Below are 18,314 nucleotides of genomic sequence, written 5' to 3'. Positions count from 1 at the left end.
ATAAATTCAGGCGCAGATTTTTATCGCTTCGCGGTAATTTTCCGGAAGGAGGATGCGGCAGCATTCGGAAATTTGAAATCTATTCAGTAGTTTTGTGCGATGCAGGATTCGTTTTTACACAAAGGGAAAAGGAAAATGTTGGTAGAGTACCTTCAGCAGAAAATCGGCATCTCCGATCAGCGAGTTCTACAGGCCATCAACCAGGTGCCGCGCCATCTGTTCCTTGAAAGTATTTTTGAAGATTTTGCTTATGAGGACCGCGCCTTTCCGATCCTTGCGAAACAAACCATTTCTCACCCTTCTACGGTAGCGGAACAAACTGAATTACTTGAACTTAAGGAGCAGGATAAAGTGCTGGAAATAGGTACAGGTTGCGGATATCAGACCGCCGTGCTGGTCGCGATGAATGCGATGGTATATACGGTGGAAAGGCAGAAAGACCTCCATGATTTTGCGTATAAGAAACTTCGGGAACTGCATTACTGGCCAAAATTCCAGAGTTTCGGTGACGGGTTTGCCGGCTTACCGACGTTTGCCCCTTTCGATAAGATCCTCGTGACATGCGGTGCGGAGATCTTGCCTACAGAACTTCTGCATCAGCTTAAAATCGGTGGCAAGATGGTGATTCCTTTGGGTAAGACCGATGAGCAGATCCTTACACGCTTCACGAAACGTTCAGAAAAAGAATTCGAAAAAGAAGAGTTCGGTGCCTATAAATTCGTGCCGATGCTGAACAGCCGCAACTGATCTTTTAACTTTTCAGCGCCTGAAATACTTGTCTATAAATTCGATTATTAAGAATATTGAGTGTATTTTTGCAACTATTTGAAATTTATTAAATCTTCGATAGTTTCTTAAAAATGAAAAAACTACAGAGTATTCTTATCTCCACGCGTACCATGGCAGTGCTGCTGCTTGTTTACTCGGTCGCGATGGCTTACGCCACTTTTGTTGAAAATGATTACGGTACCCCCACCGCCAAAGCGCTCATCTATGAGGCCAAATGGTTTGAAGCCGTAATGTTGTTGCTGATCCTGAACTTTATCGGAAACATCTCCCGATACCGCCTTTGGAAGAGAGACAAACTGCCGGTATTGGTCTTTCACCTCTCGTTTATACTCATCTTCCTTGGGGGCGCCATTACACGCTATATCAGTTACGAAGGCATCATGCATATCCGCGAAGGCGAAACCTCCAACGAAGTAATAACAGACAAAAACTTCTTTAAGATACAGATCGAAGAAAACGGCGATGTACTGAATTATCAGGACGTACCACACATGATGATCCCCGACGCCGCACGCGAGAACATCTTTGCCAAACTTGTGGCAAAATCCTTCAAGGCAGGTTACGATTATCATGGCAAACAGATTAACGTGAAGCAGCTGAAATACCTGCAACGCAAGAAAGACAGCCTGGTGGCGAACCCGAACGGTACCGAATATCTGCACATTGTCTCCACAGGGCAGTCCGGACGAGAGAATATCTATATTAAGAATGGCGAGTCCAAATCCATCAACGGCATGCTGGTATCATTCAACAGGCCAATCGAGGGCGCGGTTGAATTCAGTAACACTGGCGGAAACCTGATGATCAAAACACCGGTGGAGGCAGAGTATATGACGATGGCCACACAGGCGACCGGAACCACAAAGAAAGAAGAATATCAACCACTGGTACTGCGAAGCCTGTACACTATCAACGACCTTAAACTTGTAGTGCCTGAAGGCTTGGTGAAAGGAAACCTGATGGCTTATGAAGGCGATAAAAAGAAAGACAAAGACGTCTCCGACCAACTGACTGTTGAAGTGCAGGGACCGAAATCGAAAGTGGTAGTGGATCTGCCGGTAGAAAAAGGAAATCCAAACGCTTTCAAACAGATTACCCTTGATGGGATGAATATCATCTTAGGTTTCGGACCAAAAGTATATAACACGCCTTTTTCGCTTAAACTCGATGATTTCGTGATGGAAACGTACCCCGGAAGTTCTTCGCCAAGTGCCTACGAAAGCCATGTACAGATTATTGATGAAGGCAAGCAGCGACCTTACAAAATTTATATGAACAATGTACTTAACCACGGTGGATACCGTTTCTTTCAGGCAAGCTTCGATCCGGACCGTCAGGGCACCGTACTTTCCGTAAACCATGATTTTTGGGGAACTTTGATCACCTATATCGGTTATTTCTTCCTCTTTGCGGGTATGTTTGTAATTTTCTTCTGGAAAGGAACCCATTTCTGGAAACTGAATAAGATGCTGAAAGATGTAAACCGCAAAAGATTAGCCTCTGTAATCTTGCTTTTACTTACGCTAAACCTTCAGGCACAAAAGATTGAAACCCATGGTACTGACGATGGCAGCGGAACGACCACCCATTCTGCAAACGACGGGCATAACCACGGTGACGCAGATTTGCTGTTGGAAGAACCCGCTCCAAAGAAAACCCAAAACTCCTTAGCCCTAAGGTCGCCTCGCCCCATAACGGCTGATGAGATCATCGCACGTAATACCATTAGCCGCGAACACGCGGATAAGTTTGCCTATCTGCTTGTACAGAACTACGAAGGCCGAATCGTACCGATGAATACCCAGGCGCTGGATGTTTTAAGGAAACTGTACAAAAGGGATGCTTTCCGTGGAACAGATGGCAAATATCTTACGGCTAACCAGTGGTTTCTTTCAATCAATACCGATACCGCCAGCTGGACGATGGTGCCCATCATCAAAGTAGGTACAAAAGGTGGCGAGGAGCTGAAGAAAAAAACCAAAGCAAACGAAGAAGGCTATACCACGCTGATGTCGCTTTTCCCGGCTGATGCACAGGGGAATCTGCACTATGTATTGGAGCAGGATTATCAGGAAGCTTTCCGTAAGAAACCCGCTGAACAGTCTAATTACGATAAAGAGGTAATCGCGGTGAACGACCGTGTGCAGGCTTTTAATGAATTCTTCAGCGGACAGTTTATGCGGATTGTACCGGTACAGAATGACCCTAATAATACCTGGCATTCTTGGTTAGACCAAAATTTTGAACCAGATATGGAATCACAGAAAGTGATGGGCCCGTATTTCTCCGAAGTATTATCAGCACAAAAATCCGGAAACTGGAGCAAGGCGGATGCTGAACTTAAAAAACTTTCAGACTATCAGCAGACCTGGGGTAAGAACGTAGTGCCCGCCAAATCTAAAGTAGATCTTGAAGTTTTCATGAATAAGGTAAACATCAACTTCCACCTGTTGATCTTTTACACCATCATCGGAGGTTTGTTGCTGGTTCTTGGCTTTATAGAACTCTTCAAGCCGAGCAAGATTCTCAATAAAGTCATTAAAGGATTAATACTGGTCGGGCTTGTAGGTTATTTCTTCCAGTTCCTTGGGCTTGTGGCTCGCTGGTACATCTCCGGGCATGCCCCTTGGAGTAACGGCTACGAGGCGATTATCTTTATCTCGTGGGTGGGGATCAGTGCCGGTTTGATGCTCTACCGAAATTCTAACGCGCTTATTCCAGCGGCAGGTTTTATGGTAGCAGTAATCATGATGGGCTTTGCCCATGGTGGTTCCGCGCTCGATCCGCAGATTACCCCGCTTGTTCCGGTTTTAAAGTCTTACTGGCTGATCATTCACGTAGCGATTATTACGGCCAGTTACGGTTTCTTTGGTCTTTCGATGGTGATTGCAGTTATTGTGTTGATGTTTTACATTTTCGCAGGCAAAAGGATCTATAAAGTACATACAGATACTACGATTAAGGAACTTACAATCGTATCTGAAATGTCACTGACTATCGGGCTTTACGCCTTGGTAGTTGGTACTTTCCTTGGTGGTATCTGGGCCAATGAATCCTGGGGACGTTACTGGAGTTGGGACCCTAAGGAAACATGGGCATTCATCTCCGTAATCATCTATTCATTTGTGCTTCACATGAGGTTGGTACCGGGACTTCGGGGCAGATGGCCGTTCCACGTAGCTACACTCTTCGCCATCTGTACGATTGTAATGACATACTTTGGGGTGAATTATTACCTGAGTGGGCTTCACTCGTACGCAGCGGGTGATCCGGTGCCTGTACCGGCTTGGGTGTATATTGGCCTTGCCTTTATGTTCATCGTTTCAGCCGCGTCTTATTACAGACTGAAGAATTTACAGAAATAATTAACTAAAGAAATCCCGGGACGAACTTCCGGGATTTTTTTGTGAAAATGGCGTGCAGATTGCTGAATAAATTATCATTAGATTTGTACATATTTTTTAGTAAAAACATCAGATAACTTTATCATCATTTGAATACTTATCTTACGATTCTAGGGTTCAATTCAGCAATTCCCACCGTGAATTCCTCGCCTACTGCGCAGTTCCTTGAAATGGAAGAGCGCAGCTTTCTTATCGACTGTGGGGAAGGTACACAGGTGCAATTAAGAAAAGCCAAAGCCCGATTTTCGCGGATCAACCATATCTTTATCTCGCATCTTCATGGGGACCACTGTTTTGGCTTGCCCGGCCTTATCGCATCGTTCCGGCTGCTTGGTCGGGAAACGCCGTTGCACATCTATGGGCCCAAAGGTATTCAGGAAATGTTAGAAACCATTTTCAGGATCACCGAGACACAACGTGGCTTCGAGCTGGTCTACCATGAGCTTGAAGGCAAAACCTCGCAGAAGATTTTTGAAGATAAAAGGGTAGAAGTATATACAATTCCGCTAAACCACCGTATTTACTGTAATGGCTATCTCTTCCGGGAAAAACCCCGCGAACGCCATTTAAATATGAAAGAAATCGTAAAGTATCCTGAGATACAGACCTGCGATTACCATAACATCAAATCGGGGAAAGATTTTACCCTAAGTGACGGATATGTCCTGAAAAATGAACTGTTAACCACGGATCCTGCAAAGCCGGTTTCCTATGCCTTTTGTAGTGATACCCGCTATCGGGAATCTATCATTCCAATAATTAAAGATGTGGATGTGCTTTATCATGAATCAACTTTCTTGCACGATCTGAAAGAAATGGCCGATTATACCGGACACAGCACCGCACTGGAAGCAGCCAGAATTGCTAGGAAAGCCAATGCGGGGAAGCTTATCTTAGGACATTTCTCGAACAGATATCATGATTTGCAGGTGTTTACCGATGAAGCCCGACAGGTCTTCCCAAATACTTTTCTACCCAAAGCCTTAGAACCCATTAAAATTGGGTGACTCACCAAAGAAACCGTATGAATTTCAGTGAAATGAAAACTTTTCTTGATGAAAAGGCCGACTTGTACAACCAGCCAGAATTTATTGAGAACGATCCGATACAGATTCCGCACCGTTTCAGTCTCAGGCAGGATATTGAGATCACCGGTTTTCTGACCGCCACCATTTCCTGGGGAAACCGAAAGTCTATCATCCGCAGTGCCGAGAAAATCCTAGAGATTATGGAGCAGTCACCATATCAGTTCATCCGGGATGTCTCGGAAAAAGAGTTGTTGCAACTTGTGCAGAAACCCATACACCGGACATTCAATGGTGCAGACCTCGCAGAGTTTTTCCGCAATCTACAACGCGTGTATAACACGACAGACAGCCTGGAATCTTTGTTTCAGCTACAGCACGGGGAAGAAGATTTCTATCATGCCCTGGAGCGTTTCCGTACAGCATTTCTTGGCCCACAAGCACACCGGTGTCATAAGCACGTAAGTTCTACCTATAAAAATTCTGCAGCGAAAAGACTCATGATGTACCTGCGCTGGATGGTGCGTAAAGATCGCCGAGGTGTAGATTTCGGCTTGTGGGAACAGACAAGTCCTGCCGCGCTTTCTGTTCCGTTGGATGTACATACAGGGAATATCTCACGAAAACTCGGACTCATACGGCGCACCCAAAATGACTGGAAGACGGTTGTGGAGATGGATGCGGTATTACGCAAATTCGATCCCTCAGATCCAGCAAAATATGACTTTGCCCTGTTCGGGTTGGGTGTCTCGAAGGATTTTTAACTAAATTCGCACAAATCTTTAACTCATGGGAAGACAAGAGGAGCGCGAACGCAAAATACAGTTCTTAGAGAAAATCACCGACGGAATTATGTGGTGGATTGGCAGCATTCCCTCGCTCATCGTACATTCTCTGGTCTTCCTGACTGCTTTTTTACTGCCTGTTTTCGGGGTGGTGACCGTGGATAAAATGTTACTTGTGCTTACCACTGTACTGTCGCTGGAAGCGATTTACCTTGCCATATTCATTCAGATGTCCGTAAACCGCAGTCAGGTACATATCGATGATATCCGTGAAGATATTGAGGAAATTCAGGATGATATCGAGGAAATCAGCGAGGACATCGAAGAGATTAGTGAGGATATCGATGATATTCAGGAAGATATCGAAGACATTGCTGAAGACGAGGATGAGGAAGACCACAGCGAGCGCGCTAAGAATGTAATGCTGAAAAGCAATGTTTCATCCAACAAGAACGACATCAAGGCCCTCCGGGAAGTGATTGAGAGATTACAAACCGAGCTTGAGGGTTTAAAAAACGAAAACGACAGCCTGCGCGATAATCCAGAAGTCCGTTAGGCGTTTTTCCATTCGTTGGTAAACGAAATGAAATCAGCCACCGAAAGCTCTTCCGCACGTTTGTCAAGAAAAGGATGATTTTGTAATGCTTCTGGTATCATCAGCGTCTTTAAGGCGTTTGAAAGTTTTTTCCGGCGCTGGTTAAAACCCGCCTTCACGATCTGTTTAAACAGGATTTCATTGCCTGCCAAGCCCTCCTTGGGATTCCTAATAAGCTTAATAACGCCCGATTTTACCTTTGGGGGCGGGTTGAACACATTTTCATGCACGGTGAAAAGATATTCTACATCATACAGCGCCTGCACTAGTACAGATAAAATCCCATAATCCTTGGTACGCGGCACAGCAGCGGTACGTTCGGCCACTTCTTTCTGAAACATGCCTACCATTTCTGGGATCTGGTCGTAATAATCAATGATTTTAAATAAAATCTGCGACGAGATATTGTACGGGAAGTTACCGATCACGGCTACCTGGTCACCAAAAAACTCGGCGATATTCATTTTAAGGAAATCACCGGTAAAATGTTTTCCCGTAAGTTTCGGGTAGTGGTCTTTAAGGTACGCTACAGATTCTTGGTCGATCTCCGCCACGTAAACCTCAGGTTCCTTTTCAAGCAGATATTTGGTGAGAACGCCCATGCCAGGGCCAACCTCCAACACGTTACCGAATCCGGTTTGGCTTAGACTGTCAACGATTTTTCTGGCAATATTTTCATCGGTCAGGAAATGCTGGCCTAAATGTTTTTTAGCTCTTACGCTCATCACAGGGTAATTTTAAGGAAGAAAAAGCCTTTGATAACGCCTGCTGTTAAGTTTTTTTTAACAGCTATTTTCTCCGGTTTGGCCGCAAATTACGGAAGTTTTTTTCTATTTTAGCAGAAATTTTTTAATTAATGGCTAAGACTGCGGAAGATTTTAACAAGAGACGCCTGCGCTCCAGCAACATTACGGTGGTCGTAAGTATTGCATTGGTTTTGTTTCTGCTTGGGTTAATGGGACTTATATTGATTAACGCCCAGAAATACTCCGATTATATTAAAGAGCAATTGGTGGTTAATGCTTATTTTGATGAAAATTTTGACGCGAAGGATTCTGTGAAAACGGTAAAACGTGAGGAAGAAGCTTTCAAGAAAATCCAGGCATTGCAACCCGTGAAACGTGCGACCTATATTTCCCGTGAAATGGCTGCCGCGGAAGCTAAGAAAAGTATGGGCATTGAAAGCAGCGCGCTTTTCGAGGAAAATATTTTCCCCTCTTCAGTAGAAATTGCCCTGAAGCCTGAATATGTGGACCCCACAAGAATTGAAGACGCGATCAAACAGATTGAAGCTACACCAGGGATTGTGGATGTTAAAAACAACAGTACACTGATGGTGGAAGTGTATAATAACCTGAACAACATCTTGAAATGGATCTTAGGGTTTTCGATCCTGTTTTTAGTGTTAGCAGTGGTATTGATTAACAATTCGATCAGGCTGAAGATTTTTTCTAAAAGATTCATTATCAAGACCATGCAGTTGGTGGGTGCCAAACGAAGGTTCATTTTAAAACCGTTTGTGAAAGAAGCCATTGTCCTCGGTGTCATTGGTGCGGTGCTCGGTTTGGCCGTACTTTTCGGTGCATGGTATTACTTCATTACGCAGATTGGGACTCCTTTTGCGCAGGATAATGATAAACTGATTATTTTGGTCGTGTGCATATTTGTACTTGGTGTGCTTATAACAGTCTTAAGTACCATATTTGCGACTTGGCGTTTCCTTCGTTCCAATGTAGATGACCTTTATTACTCCTAAAGATGGCAAAAAAATATAAAAGTTTTTCCGCTGATACCATTGGCCAGAAAACGTCCGCTCAACCAGAAAATACCTTCTACTTCGGCCCGCAAAACTATAGGCTGATGTTGGTAGGTCTTGCATTTATCATCATAGGATTTCTGCTGATGATGGGCGCGGACGCCAACACCGTCGATGGGAAATATGACCCAAATGCTTGGAACGAAGATATCTTTTCAATCCGCAGGATACGCATCGCTCCGTTATTAGTCATCACAGGGTTTGTAATAGAAGTATATGCGATCCTGAAAAGAAATAGATAGATCGTAACATCATCACACGGCTTTGTCAGAGTTTTATTCGCATACAATATAACTTTGACAAAGTTTTTTTAATGATAAAACATTCATAAAATAAATGGACTTAATCAAGGCAATCATCATTGCAATCATCGAAGGGCTTACCGAATACCTGCCTGTGTCTTCCACAGCTCACATGATTTTTACGAGTTCGGTTTTCGGCATTCAGGAAGATGAATTTGTAAAGATGTTTCAGGTATCTATTCAGTTTGGGGCCATTTTAGCAGTGGTATTCCTTTACTGGAAGAAATTCTTTGATTTTAAGAACTTCAGTTTTTATCTAAAGCTAGCGATAGCGGTAATTCCGGCACTCGTACTCGGTAAACTCTTCGATGATAAAATCGAAGCGGTGCTTGGTGACCCAGTTCCCATTGCGGTGGTGCTGATTATTGGTGGTATCGTATTACTGTTCATCGATAAGCTCTTCACCATAAATACCATTGTGGACGAGAAAGATGTGTCTTATAAAAGTGCGCTCATCATTGGTTTTTGGCAGTGTCTCGCAATGATGCCAGGCACAAGTAGAAGTGCCGCCTCGATTATCGGTGGTATGCAGCAGAAACTCACCCGAAAGGCCGCGGCAGAGTTTTCTTTCTTCCTGGCCGTACCTACCATGCTGGCCGTAACAGTATATTCCATCTTTGTAAAAGACTGGGACTACAAAGGTGTAGAGCAAAAAGGATTTGAAATGCTGATGCAAGGCGATAACCTAATGTTGTTTTTAGTCGGAAATATCGTCGCATTCGTGGTTGCGGTAATCGCGATTAAATTTTTCATCGGTGTCCTCACCAAATATGGTTTCAAACCTTGGGGCTGGTACCGTATTATCGTAGGCATTGTATTGCTGGTTTATTTCACGCAGTTTGCGTAGGAAAGGTGGTTCAGGATAATTATTTGGGCAGCTGTTTCCGCCCTCCGTTCCCGCTTTTTTCTTTTATTGGCGGCGCTGCGCAGCCGCCGCCAATAAAAGAAAAAGAGCTCCACTCAGGTCGGGCTGCGACGCCCGCACCTTCTTAACTTTAGCATATCATCATGACAGATCAGGATTTTCTCGAAGGACAGATTTTATTACTCGACAAACCACTCGACTGGACGAGCTTTCAGGCAGTGAATAAACTCAAATATAAACTCAAGAGAGAATTCAATCTTCCGAAAAAGTTTAAAATCGGTCATGCCGGGACATTGGATCCGCGTGCAACGGGGCTCTTGATCGTCTGCACCGGAAAGTTCACCAAAAAAATCCCTGAGATCCAGGATGCGCCGAAAGAATATTTCACAGAAATAAAGATCGGCGTGCAAACCGAATCTTATGACACCGAGAAACCCGAAATCCTGCATCAGGATTACACACATATTACTGAAGGATTCATCTGCAAAACTTTAAATAAATTTACAGGCGAAATCGAACAGAAACCACCGGTATTCTCAGCTATTAAAATTGATGGGAAACGTGCTTACGACTTAGCCCGAAAAGGCCAGGAAGTGGAGATGAAATCTCGCAAGACTACCATACATTATATCGATAACATCGAGATTGATTTGCCTTTCGTACGATTTACAGTAGGTTGTTCAAAAGGGACGTATATACGAAGCCTCGCGCACGACATCGGGCAGGAACTCGGTGTTGGTGCGTATCTTACGAACTTAAGAAGAACCAAGATCGGTGATTATGCTGTAGGAAACGCCCGTACAGAATATCTTCAGGATGACTTTCGGTTCAGCAATCATTAATTATTTAAAATATTTCAGTGGAAACACGTATCAATAAATATCTCAGTGAGACCGGTTACTGCTCGCGCCGTGAAGCCGACCGTCTGCTGGAGCAGGGAAGGATCACCGTGAATGGGAAAGTGCCGGAAATGGGGACCAAAGTGTCCGATCAGGATGACATCCTGGTAGATGGGCAATCTATCCGTAAAACCCAGGAAGATCACGTATATATCGCGCTCAATAAGCCAGTGGGTATTGTTTGCACGACAGATACCAAACGTGAACGTGATAACATCGTTGATTTTGTAAAGCACCCGAAAAGGATTTTCCCCATCGGCCGGCTCGATAAGCCCAGCGAAGGCCTTATTTTACTGACTTCAGATGGTGACATCGTGAACAAGATATTGCGGGCTCGCAACAACCACGAGAAAGAGTATATTGTGCGTGTTGACAAGCCCATCACACCGCAGTTCCTGCATAAAGTGCGCAACGGAATCCCTATCTTAGGGACAGTGACCAACAAATGTGAAGTAGAACAAATCGATACGCTATCGTTCCGGATCATCCTTACACAAGGGCTTAACCGCCAGATCCGCCGTATGTGCGAATATCTTGGTTACGAAGTGAAGAAGCTGAAACGCATCCGCATCATGAACATCAAACTGGATTTGCCAGTGGGCAAATGGCGCAACCTTACCATGGCTGAAATGACAGAATTGATTTCGTTACTGGAAGATTCAGAAAAAACGGTGGATTAAATTCCACCGTTTTTCTTTTTATGCTAAATTTCTACATTCAGTTTCTCAATCTTCTTGCGGTTTCCTACCACCCACACGATGTCATCTAGTTGTAGGATCTCGGAAGATTCCGGATTTAAAATCCGTTCATCACCGCGCCGAATAGCGATCACAAGACCGTCGGTTTTATCACGTATTCCGGATTCGCGGATCGTAAGACCTTTTTTCTTTGAATGATGGTTGATCAGTATTTTACCGAGTTTGATGTGGTTGATGTTTTCTTCCTCCACTATTTCTTCGCTGTCGAACACCGGTTTAAATACCTGGAACTGGTCATCTGTCGCGATAATTCCCACGCGGTCGTAGGGCATCAGTACCTGATTGCGGTCGGGTGTGTGTATGAGTTTCTTGCCTCTTTTAATATATCCGATATTGATGCCGTATTGCTCGCGCCACTGTAATTCTACCAATGTTTTTCCTACGTATTCAGCGAGTGGTTTTACCTCAAGCTCTACAATGTGTACATCCCAAGCGGCCAGATTCTGCGTTACTTCAGAGTTGCCGGCCAGTCTTGTCATGGCTTCCTTTTGGGTGTTGACGGTGCGGTCATTCAGGTTGGTGATAAATCTTTTCTCGATTCTGTCATAAAATTTATTGATCCTTTTAGAAAAAATAAAGATAAGCACCACTGCCACAGGTATGGTGATGAAAAATGATATGGTAGTTGAGGCGAATCTATCGAGGAAGAACCCAAGGATGGCGATGCCCAGAACGATACGGAAGATTTCAAGAATAAGCAGTGGCCCGCGGTTATATTTCGTTTTGGTCCAAAGTTCTTTGTAAGCGCCGGAGCTTGGTCTCTTCACCATTAAGGCCCATAAAAAAGGCAGGATAAACAGCACGGGGAGCGCATTCCCGATGATGTTTTTAATATCGTTGCTGTCTAACGTTTCATTAATAGCCGGAATCAGAAACCGTGAAAACATCAGGTAGATGGCTAGGATGATGATTCCGTTGATGACAATGATGCGTGCATAATTCTTCAGGATGTTCTTCCAGGCAGATTCGGCCTGAATATTCTGGGTGTTGGAGGAGTATTGGTTGATCCTTGCAATATATTTCGGTGGGATCACCTTGACCAACCATTGATAGAACGGCTCTGAAAATTTGATTAAATAAGGTGTGGTGAATGTGGTGATGGCCGAAACCCCTACCGCTACAGGAAACAGAAAATCTGAGATGACCCCCAATGACAATCCTAAAGTAGCCACGATGAAGGCAAATTCGCCGATCTGCGCCATACTCATCCCGACCTGCACCGACTGTTTCAGCGGTTGCCCCGAAATAACTGCCCCAAGTGCGGAACTGAACATCTTTCCGAAAAGGGTAAGCAAAGTTACAATGAAAATTGGCCATGCATACGTAATCATCGCGCTATAATCAATCATCATCCCGACTGACACGAAAAATACTGCAGCAAAGAGGTCTTTAACCGATTTCAGCGTGTGTTCTACCTTTTCAGCCATGGTAGTTTCTGCAATGATCGATCCCATGACAAATGCGCCCAACTCTGCGGAGAAACCTACATTTACAGCGATAAGCACCATGCCGAGACATAAACCAATAGATAATACCAGTAAGATTTCATCATCCACCAGATTTTTAATTTTTTTGAGCAGTGTAGGGACCAGAAAAATCCCCAAAAGAAACCACAGGATAAGGAAAAACAGCAATTTGCCTACTGTAAACAGGATCTGTGTACCCTCAAATTCCTTGGTGACCGCAATGGTGGAGAGTAATACCATAAGAAGAATCACCACGATATCTTCCACCACCAGCACGCCGAAAACAGTCTTGGCGAAGTTCTTGGTCTTCACCCCAAGTTCATCAAATGCGCGGATAATGATGGTCGTAGATGAGCTGGCGAGCATCCCCCCAAGAAACAGACTGTCCATGGTGCTCCAACCGAGCATCTTACCGGTATAATAACCGGCGATCGTAATAAATATAATCTCCGTAAATGCTGTAATAGAGGCCGATCCGCCGACATTCATCAGTTTTTTAAAGCTGAATTCGAGTCCCAGGCTGAACAGCAGAAATATGACCCCGATTTCGGCCAGTGTCTTGATGTTGGCACTGTCGACCACCGACGGAAAGATGTTCAGATTGGGGCTCACCAGGAAACCGGCGATGATGTAACCCAAAACCAGTGGCTGTTTTATACGCCGAAAAATCAGTACCACAAATGCAGCGACAATTAGTATTAAAGCTAAATCCTCTATCAATTTTGGTAGGTGTCCCATTGGTGAAAATCTTGGTTTTCCCAAAAATAAGGAAATGCATCAGTTTTTCAAAGGATTTATTTTTTAAAGTTTTGAGCCGCTTTAGATGTTGGTTTTCCACTATTAGACATCGAACTGCTACCTTTAAGAAGCACGTTTGGATTTAGACTCTTCGATGACGCATAAATCTACATCATTGATGGTTAGACTTCAATTTGGGTATTATAGAATGCTGCCGCAAATTTAGCTTACATAAAAGATTGAAACTTGTTCCAACACATTTTTATTTAAAGCAGGGGAGTCAACCTTATTTGCAAATTGAGTGTTTGAGAAAAAATCAATTATTTAGATTACTGACTGTATAATTCTCATGGATTTCCATGAGTTTTTACTATGTTTGTATTATTGTTAAACAAACCTAATTTTTATTTTCTATGAGAAAAACTTTATTAACGAGCGTATGTATTGCTTTGATGAGTTTAAGCGTACAGGCACAAACAAAAATTTCATTCGAAGCTTCTGAAGGCTACAATCTGGGCGATATCAATGGCCAACAAGGCTGGACTTATTGGGGCGAAACAATCGATCCGAATACCGGTATGGTAACCACAGCTTCATCTACCGACGGCAGTAGATCCCTCCATTTCATCAGCAATGAGTATGAAGAGGTGGCCGGTGTAGAGAAAACCGTAACCGCATTTGATAAAACACAATTCTCTTTCGATTTCAAGTTCGATGGTTTGATGGGATCTGACTATACCATGGCAGTTTGGGATACAGATTATGAGCCTGTTGCGGCTTTCCGTGTTAATTATATGGATGGTAACGTAAGCATCTTAAATGCAGAGACGCTTGAAGATACTACACTTAATCTTACGCCGAACACCTGGTATAACTTCAAGATGGTAGTTGACATGACCGCCAGAACGACACAGTATTTTGTGAATAATGTGTCTTACGGTATAAAAGCGGTTTCTGCACCAGTAACAGGATTTAATGTCATAGATTTCTACTACGATGATTATGGTACCGGTTTTACTGTAGATAACATAAAAATCGAGGATGCTGCCAATTTATCTACAAAAGCAGTAGCAACTGCCGATAACTTCTACGTTTACCCTAACCCTACCGCAGATTTTGTACAGATAAAAACAGATGGTAAGATCAACAGTGTAGAAGTTTTCGACCTTTCCGGTAAACTAGTTTTGAAGGACGCTTCAGGAAACAGCCAGATCAACCTGAGTGGTCTGAAGGCTGGTGGATACCTTCTGCAGGCTAATACCTCTAAAGGAATCCTGACGAAAAAGATCATGAAGAAATAATCTCCTTATCGATCATAAAAAAGGGCTTCAGAATTTCTGAAGCCCTTTTTTTGTGTGTTTACTTAAAGGATTAATAATGTCCTTTCTCAATAAAGTGCGCCGCGATTTTTTCTGTCAACGCGATGATGTTCGGCTGGTTGGCGTACTTCGTGAAGCGGCGCAGACCGGATAGCATCATACGCTGCTCATCGCCTTCTGCGAATGAAATGATACCTTCTTTGGCAGCCGAAATGGTTTTTTCTACCGCTTTGTAAAGGTTCAGCTGTGCCATCGCAACTTCCACAGCGTCTGCGCTGAAATGTTTTTCAGCTCTCAGCACCGCCGATTCTGCCATGTAAATCTGGTTCAGAATTTCAGATGCGTTGAGGAGTAAATGTTGCTGTTTCTCAATTTCCATCATATATTTCTGAAGCGCAGCGCCGGAAACCATTAAAAATACCTTCTTAAGGTTGGCGATCACCGCTTTTTCTTCGCTGAGAAGTTCAGAATAATCCGGCACATCGAAGGACGGGATGCCCATCAGTTCTTTCCCCACAGCCATCGCAGGGCCCATCAGGTCAAGCTGACCTTTGAAGGCACGCTTGATCAGCATTCCCACAGATAGAAGTCGGTTGATTTCATTTGTTCCTTCGTAGATCCTGCCAATTCGCGCGTCACGCCACGCCGCTTCCATCGGTGCATCTTCCGAGAAGCCCATTCCGCCGTAGATCTGCAAACCTTCGTCCGCGGTGTGCTGCGTAAGATCAGACACGAAAACTTTAAGGATAGACGCTTCCACAGCGAATTCTTCCACACCTTTCAGCTCAGCTTCCTGGTGATTCATGCCGCCCGCTACCAGCTCATCGATCTTATTCTGGATATCTTTTGCCGCACGGTAAGATCCCGCTTCTGATACGAAAACTCCGGTTGCCATCTCTGCGATTTTCTTGCGTACCGCGCCGAAAGACGAAATCGGTACCTGGAACTGCTTTCTTTCATTCGCGTATTTTATCGCGTTGCCCAAGATTCTTCTTTGACCATCGAGGTTGGCCGCCGCGAGTTTGATTCTTCCTACATTCAGGGCGTTCAGCGCGATCTTGAAACCATTGTTTCTTTCTCCCAGAAGATTTTCCACCGGTACTTTCATGTCATTGAAGAAAACCTGGCGGGTAGAGGAGGAGCGGATGCCCAGCTTGTGCTCTTCTTCGCCGAAGGAAAGCCCTTCGGTACCTTCTCTTTCCACGATGAAGCCTGTGATGTTTTTATCATCATCAATCTTAGCGAAGACGATGAAGATTTCGGCAAAACCGGCGTTCGAAATCCACATTTTCTGTCCGTTGATGATGTAGTGTTTGCCGTCTTCAGAAAGTTTTGCTTTGGTCTTGCCGGAGTTCGCGTCGGAACCTGCATCAGGTTCTGTAAGACAGTACGCACCGAATTTTTGGCCGGTCGCCAAGTCGGGCAGGTATTTCTGTTTCTGCTCTTCGGTTCCGTAAAGCAGGATTGGCAGCGTGCCGATACCGGTGTGCGCGCCGTAAGCCGTGGCCAAAGATCCGTTCGCTCCCGACACAATGTCGCAGGCCAGCATGGTAGAGACGAAGCCCATCCCCAGGCCGCCATATTCCTCGGGTACCGCGATGCCCAGCAAGCCGAGTTCGCCGAGCTGGCGCATTTTTTCTTCGGTAAGGGCGTAATCTTTTTTCTCGAATCTTTCGTTGTGTGGAATCACTTCTCTGTCGATGAATTCACGCGCGGAATCGCGCAGCATTTTTTGCTCTTCAGATAGATCTTCTAAAGTAAAAATGTTCTGTGCGGACGTTTCAGTGATCAGGAAATCGCCGCCGATTAGGGTTTTTGTGGTTGTATCGCTCATAGCTTTTTGTTGTATTTATGTACAATGTACTAAGTACAATGTACCTGGGGTTGATTAGAAATTTGTTAAGTTGTCATCGTACTTTGTACATTATACATTGTACATTTTACATTGTACAGTTATAATAATTCAAAAATACTTGCTGCGCCCTGGCCCGTTCCTACGCACATGGTGACCATGCCGTATTTGCTGCCGCGCCGTTTCATTTCGTCGAGAAGCTGTACCGTAAGTTTGGTGCCCGTGCAACCCAGCGGGTGACCGAGGGCGATGGCGCCACCGTTTACGTTCAGGATTTCTTTATTCATACCGAGTTCGTTGATGATCGCCACTGACTGCGAAGCGAAAGCTTCGTTCATTTCGATAAGGTCGATGTCTTTAAGCTCGAGCCCAGCCTGTTTCAAAGCTTTCGGGATGGCGTAAAGCGGACCCATACCCATAATTCTTGGTTCCAGACCAGCCGCGGCATAAGAAACCAAACGTGCTTCCGGTTCCAAACCGAGTTCCTTCACCATGTCTTCGCTCATCACGATCACGAAGGCGGCACCGTCGCTCATCTGCGAGGAGTTACCTGCGGTTACGCTTCCGCCGTTTGCAAAAACCGGACGAAGCTTGGCCAAACCTTCCATACTCGTGTCTTTTCGTGGGCCTTCATCTACCGCAAAATCGAATTTTTTGGTCTGTATCTTCTGGTTTTCATCCAGGAAGTTGTATTCCACCGGAATTGGCACGATCTGGTTGGCAAATCTGCCTTCTTCAATGGCTTTCAAAGCCTTTTGATGAGATTCGTATGCGAACTGATCCTGCGCTTCGCGCGAAACTTTGTATTCATTGGCCACCGCTTCTGCCGTGTAGCCCATTCCCCAGTAATAGTCGGGATTTGATTTTGCGATGTCGGTTTCCGGCACAGGTTTGTAGCCACCCATCGGGATATAACTCATCGATTCGGTACCGCCGGCAATGATGCAATCTGCCATACCAGCCTGAATTTTCGCGGAAGCGATGGCGATGGCTTCCGAACCCGAAGCGCAGTAGCGGTTCACGGTCACGCCCGGAACTTTGTCGGTCTGAAGACCCATGAGGGAAATAAGACGCGCTACGTTAAGACCCTGTTCGGCCTCCGGCATCGCGTTCCCGACGATAAGGTCATCGATTCTGTTCTTATCAAGTTGTGGTACGTCAGCCATCAGTTTTTCGATCACCGTGGCCGCCATCACATCGGGGCGCGTGAAGCGCAGGGAGCCTTTCGGCGCTTTTCCGACTGCGGTTCTGTAACCTTTTATGATATATGCTTGTTTCATTTTTTTTGTTTTAGATTTTAGAAATGAGAGGTTAGAAGTTAGAGCCTAACCATTCATTAAACTAGTTTTGAATTTGTAAATCATCTTTTGAATTTCCATTAAAACATTTAATAAAGGCTGAATTTCTTCCTCGCTTTTGAAATTTAATTCAACTAATAAAAGCAATTGAGTTTCTAATTCATAGCTAGAACCATTTGCAATACCTAAAAATTGATAAAATTCTTTAGGATTATTTCTTCCAGCTCCTTCAGCGATATTAGAAGGGATTGAAACAGCACATCTTCTAATTTGCGAGATTAACCCATAGGTCTCTTTAGTCGTTATATTTTCAGTCAATAAATAAATATTTTTAACTAAAGCTATCGACTTTTGCCAAATAAGTAAATCCCGTAATCTGTGTGTTTTCATCTAACTTCTAATT

At 44.3% G+C, this 18,314-nt stretch carries 16 protein-coding genes; 11 read left to right on the top strand and 5 right to left on the bottom strand.

Going from position 1 to position 18,314, the window contains the following annotated elements:
* The first annotated feature begins 99 nt into the window (after positions 1-99).
* The 5 genes from CO230_RS07075 to CO230_RS07055 all read left to right on the top strand — a co-directional run bounded on the left by CO230_RS07075 (position 100) and on the right by CO230_RS07055 (position 6,559).
* Positions 100-747, top strand: coding sequence for a protein-L-isoaspartate(D-aspartate) O-methyltransferase (locus tag CO230_RS07075; RefSeq protein ID WP_122027959.1), 648 nt, complete (start codon positions 100-102; stop codon positions 745-747).
* A gap of 113 nt (positions 748-860) precedes the next feature.
* Positions 861-4,154, top strand: coding sequence for a cytochrome c biogenesis protein CcsA (ccsA, locus tag CO230_RS07070; RefSeq protein ID WP_122027958.1), 3,294 nt, complete (start codon positions 861-863; stop codon positions 4,152-4,154).
* Positions 4,155-4,282: 128 nt separating this feature from the next.
* Entirely contained in the window at positions 4,283-5,200 is a 918-nt protein-coding gene (locus CO230_RS07065; protein ID WP_122027957.1) for a ribonuclease Z, read from the top strand.
* Positions 5,201-5,217: 17 nt separating this feature from the next.
* Positions 5,218-5,982 (top strand): TIGR02757 family protein, encoded by a 765-nt coding sequence (locus CO230_RS07060; protein ID WP_122028920.1) that lies wholly within the window; start codon positions 5,218-5,220, stop codon positions 5,980-5,982.
* 25 nt (positions 5,983-6,007) lie between these two features.
* Positions 6,008-6,559: a DUF1003 domain-containing protein gene (locus tag CO230_RS07055; RefSeq protein WP_122027956.1), complete on the top strand. Its 552-nt coding sequence runs from the start codon at positions 6,008-6,010 to the stop codon at positions 6,557-6,559.
* On the opposite strand, the gene rsmA is transcribed toward CO230_RS07055, so the two are convergent.
* Entirely contained in the window at positions 6,556-7,323 is a 768-nt protein-coding gene (gene rsmA, locus CO230_RS07050) for a 16S rRNA (adenine(1518)-N(6)/adenine(1519)-N(6))-dimethyltransferase RsmA (protein ID WP_122027955.1), read from the bottom strand. The two genes, CO230_RS07055 and rsmA, sit on opposite strands and share 4 nt — an antisense overlap.
* 131 nt (positions 7,324-7,454) lie before the next feature.
* On the opposite strand from rsmA, the gene CO230_RS07045 reads away from it, so the two are divergent.
* The 5 genes from CO230_RS07045 to rluF all read left to right on the top strand — a co-directional run bounded on the left by CO230_RS07045 (position 7,455) and on the right by rluF (position 11,160).
* Positions 7,455-8,354 (top strand): cell division protein FtsX, encoded by a 900-nt coding sequence (locus tag CO230_RS07045; protein WP_122027954.1) that lies wholly within the window; start codon positions 7,455-7,457, stop codon positions 8,352-8,354.
* Positions 8,355-8,356: 2 nt separating this feature from the next.
* Positions 8,357-8,656 (top strand): DUF3098 domain-containing protein, encoded by a 300-nt coding sequence (locus CO230_RS07040; RefSeq protein WP_122027953.1) that lies wholly within the window; start codon positions 8,357-8,359, stop codon positions 8,654-8,656.
* A gap of 94 nt (positions 8,657-8,750) precedes the next feature.
* Positions 8,751-9,563: an undecaprenyl-diphosphate phosphatase gene (locus CO230_RS07035; RefSeq protein ID WP_122027952.1), complete on the top strand. Its 813-nt coding sequence runs from the start codon at positions 8,751-8,753 to the stop codon at positions 9,561-9,563.
* Positions 9,564-9,724: 161 nt separating this feature from the next.
* Positions 9,725-10,423, top strand: coding sequence for a tRNA pseudouridine(55) synthase TruB (gene truB, locus CO230_RS07030; RefSeq protein ID WP_122027951.1), 699 nt, complete (start codon positions 9,725-9,727; stop codon positions 10,421-10,423).
* Positions 10,424-10,440: 17 nt separating this feature from the next.
* Positions 10,441-11,160 (top strand): 23S rRNA pseudouridine(2604) synthase RluF, encoded by a 720-nt coding sequence (gene rluF / locus CO230_RS07025; RefSeq protein ID WP_410492837.1) that lies wholly within the window; start codon positions 10,441-10,443, stop codon positions 11,158-11,160.
* 23 nt (positions 11,161-11,183) lie between these two features.
* On the opposite strand, the gene CO230_RS07020 is transcribed toward rluF, so the two are convergent.
* Complete coding sequence (locus CO230_RS07020; RefSeq protein WP_122027949.1) at positions 11,184-13,442, bottom strand: cation:proton antiporter; 2,259 nt, start codon at positions 13,440-13,442, stop codon at positions 11,184-11,186.
* Between the two features lie 413 nt (positions 13,443-13,855).
* Between CO230_RS07020 and CO230_RS07015 the strand changes: the two genes are divergently transcribed.
* Entirely contained in the window at positions 13,856-14,743 is an 888-nt protein-coding gene (locus CO230_RS07015) for a T9SS type A sorting domain-containing protein (protein ID WP_122027948.1), read from the top strand.
* Positions 14,744-14,813: 70 nt separating this feature from the next.
* Here CO230_RS07015 and CO230_RS07010 read toward each other — a convergent pair whose 3' ends face one another.
* The 3 genes from CO230_RS07010 to CO230_RS07000 form a co-directional block, all read right to left on the bottom strand.
* On the bottom strand, positions 14,814-16,595 hold the full coding sequence (locus CO230_RS07010; RefSeq protein WP_122027947.1) for an acyl-CoA dehydrogenase family protein: 1,782 nt from the start codon (positions 16,593-16,595) through the stop codon (positions 14,814-14,816).
* A 119-nt stretch (positions 16,596-16,714) separates the two neighbouring features.
* Positions 16,715-17,893: an acetyl-CoA C-acyltransferase gene (locus CO230_RS07005; RefSeq protein WP_122027946.1), complete on the bottom strand. Its 1,179-nt coding sequence runs from the start codon at positions 17,891-17,893 to the stop codon at positions 16,715-16,717.
* Between the two features lie 45 nt (positions 17,894-17,938).
* A complete protein-coding gene (locus tag CO230_RS07000) occupies positions 17,939-18,301 on the bottom strand; it encodes a four helix bundle protein (RefSeq protein WP_122027945.1) in 363 nt (120 codons plus the stop codon).
* Positions 18,302-18,314 lie beyond the last annotated feature (13 nt).

Origin of the sequence: Chryseobacterium sp. 6424 (assembly GCF_003692615.1) — a bacterium.
Taxonomy (GTDB): domain Bacteria; phylum Bacteroidota; class Bacteroidia; order Flavobacteriales; family Weeksellaceae; genus Kaistella.
The sequence above is the reverse complement of the archived record's forward strand: the minus strand, read 5'-3'. Positions and strand labels throughout refer to the sequence as shown.

Bases quoted from the DNA above. Each gene is read 5' to 3' on its own strand.
- CO230_RS07075 (WP_122027959.1), top strand. From the start codon at position 100: ATGCAGGATTCGTTTTTACACAAAGGGAAAAGGAAAATGTTGGTAGAG.
- ccsA (WP_122027958.1), top strand. From the start codon at position 861: ATGAAAAAACTACAGAGTATTCTTATCTCCACGCGTACCATGGCAGTG.
- CO230_RS07060 (WP_122028920.1), top strand. From the start codon at position 5,218: ATGAATTTCAGTGAAATGAAAACTTTTCTTGATGAAAAGGCCGACTTG.
- CO230_RS07055 (WP_122027956.1), top strand. From the start codon at position 6,008: ATGGGAAGACAAGAGGAGCGCGAACGCAAAATACAGTTCTTAGAGAAA.
- rsmA (WP_122027955.1), bottom strand. From the start codon at position 7,323: ATGAGCGTAAGAGCTAAAAAACATTTAGGCCAGCATTTCCTGACCGAT.
- CO230_RS07045 (WP_122027954.1), top strand. From the start codon at position 7,455: ATGGCTAAGACTGCGGAAGATTTTAACAAGAGACGCCTGCGCTCCAGC.
- CO230_RS07040 (WP_122027953.1), top strand. From the start codon at position 8,357: ATGGCAAAAAAATATAAAAGTTTTTCCGCTGATACCATTGGCCAGAAA.
- CO230_RS07035 (WP_122027952.1), top strand. From the start codon at position 8,751: ATGGACTTAATCAAGGCAATCATCATTGCAATCATCGAAGGGCTTACC.
- truB (WP_122027951.1), top strand. From the start codon at position 9,725: ATGACAGATCAGGATTTTCTCGAAGGACAGATTTTATTACTCGACAAA.
- CO230_RS07020 (WP_122027949.1), bottom strand. From the start codon at position 13,442: ATGGGACACCTACCAAAATTGATAGAGGATTTAGCTTTAATACTAATT.
- CO230_RS07015 (WP_122027948.1), top strand. From the start codon at position 13,856: ATGAGAAAAACTTTATTAACGAGCGTATGTATTGCTTTGATGAGTTTA.
- CO230_RS07010 (WP_122027947.1), bottom strand. From the start codon at position 16,595: ATGAGCGATACAACCACAAAAACCCTAATCGGCGGCGATTTCCTGATC.
- CO230_RS07005 (WP_122027946.1), bottom strand. From the start codon at position 17,893: ATGAAACAAGCATATATCATAAAAGGTTACAGAACCGCAGTCGGAAAA.
- CO230_RS07000 (WP_122027945.1), bottom strand. From the start codon at position 18,301: ATGAAAACACACAGATTACGGGATTTACTTATTTGGCAAAAGTCGATA.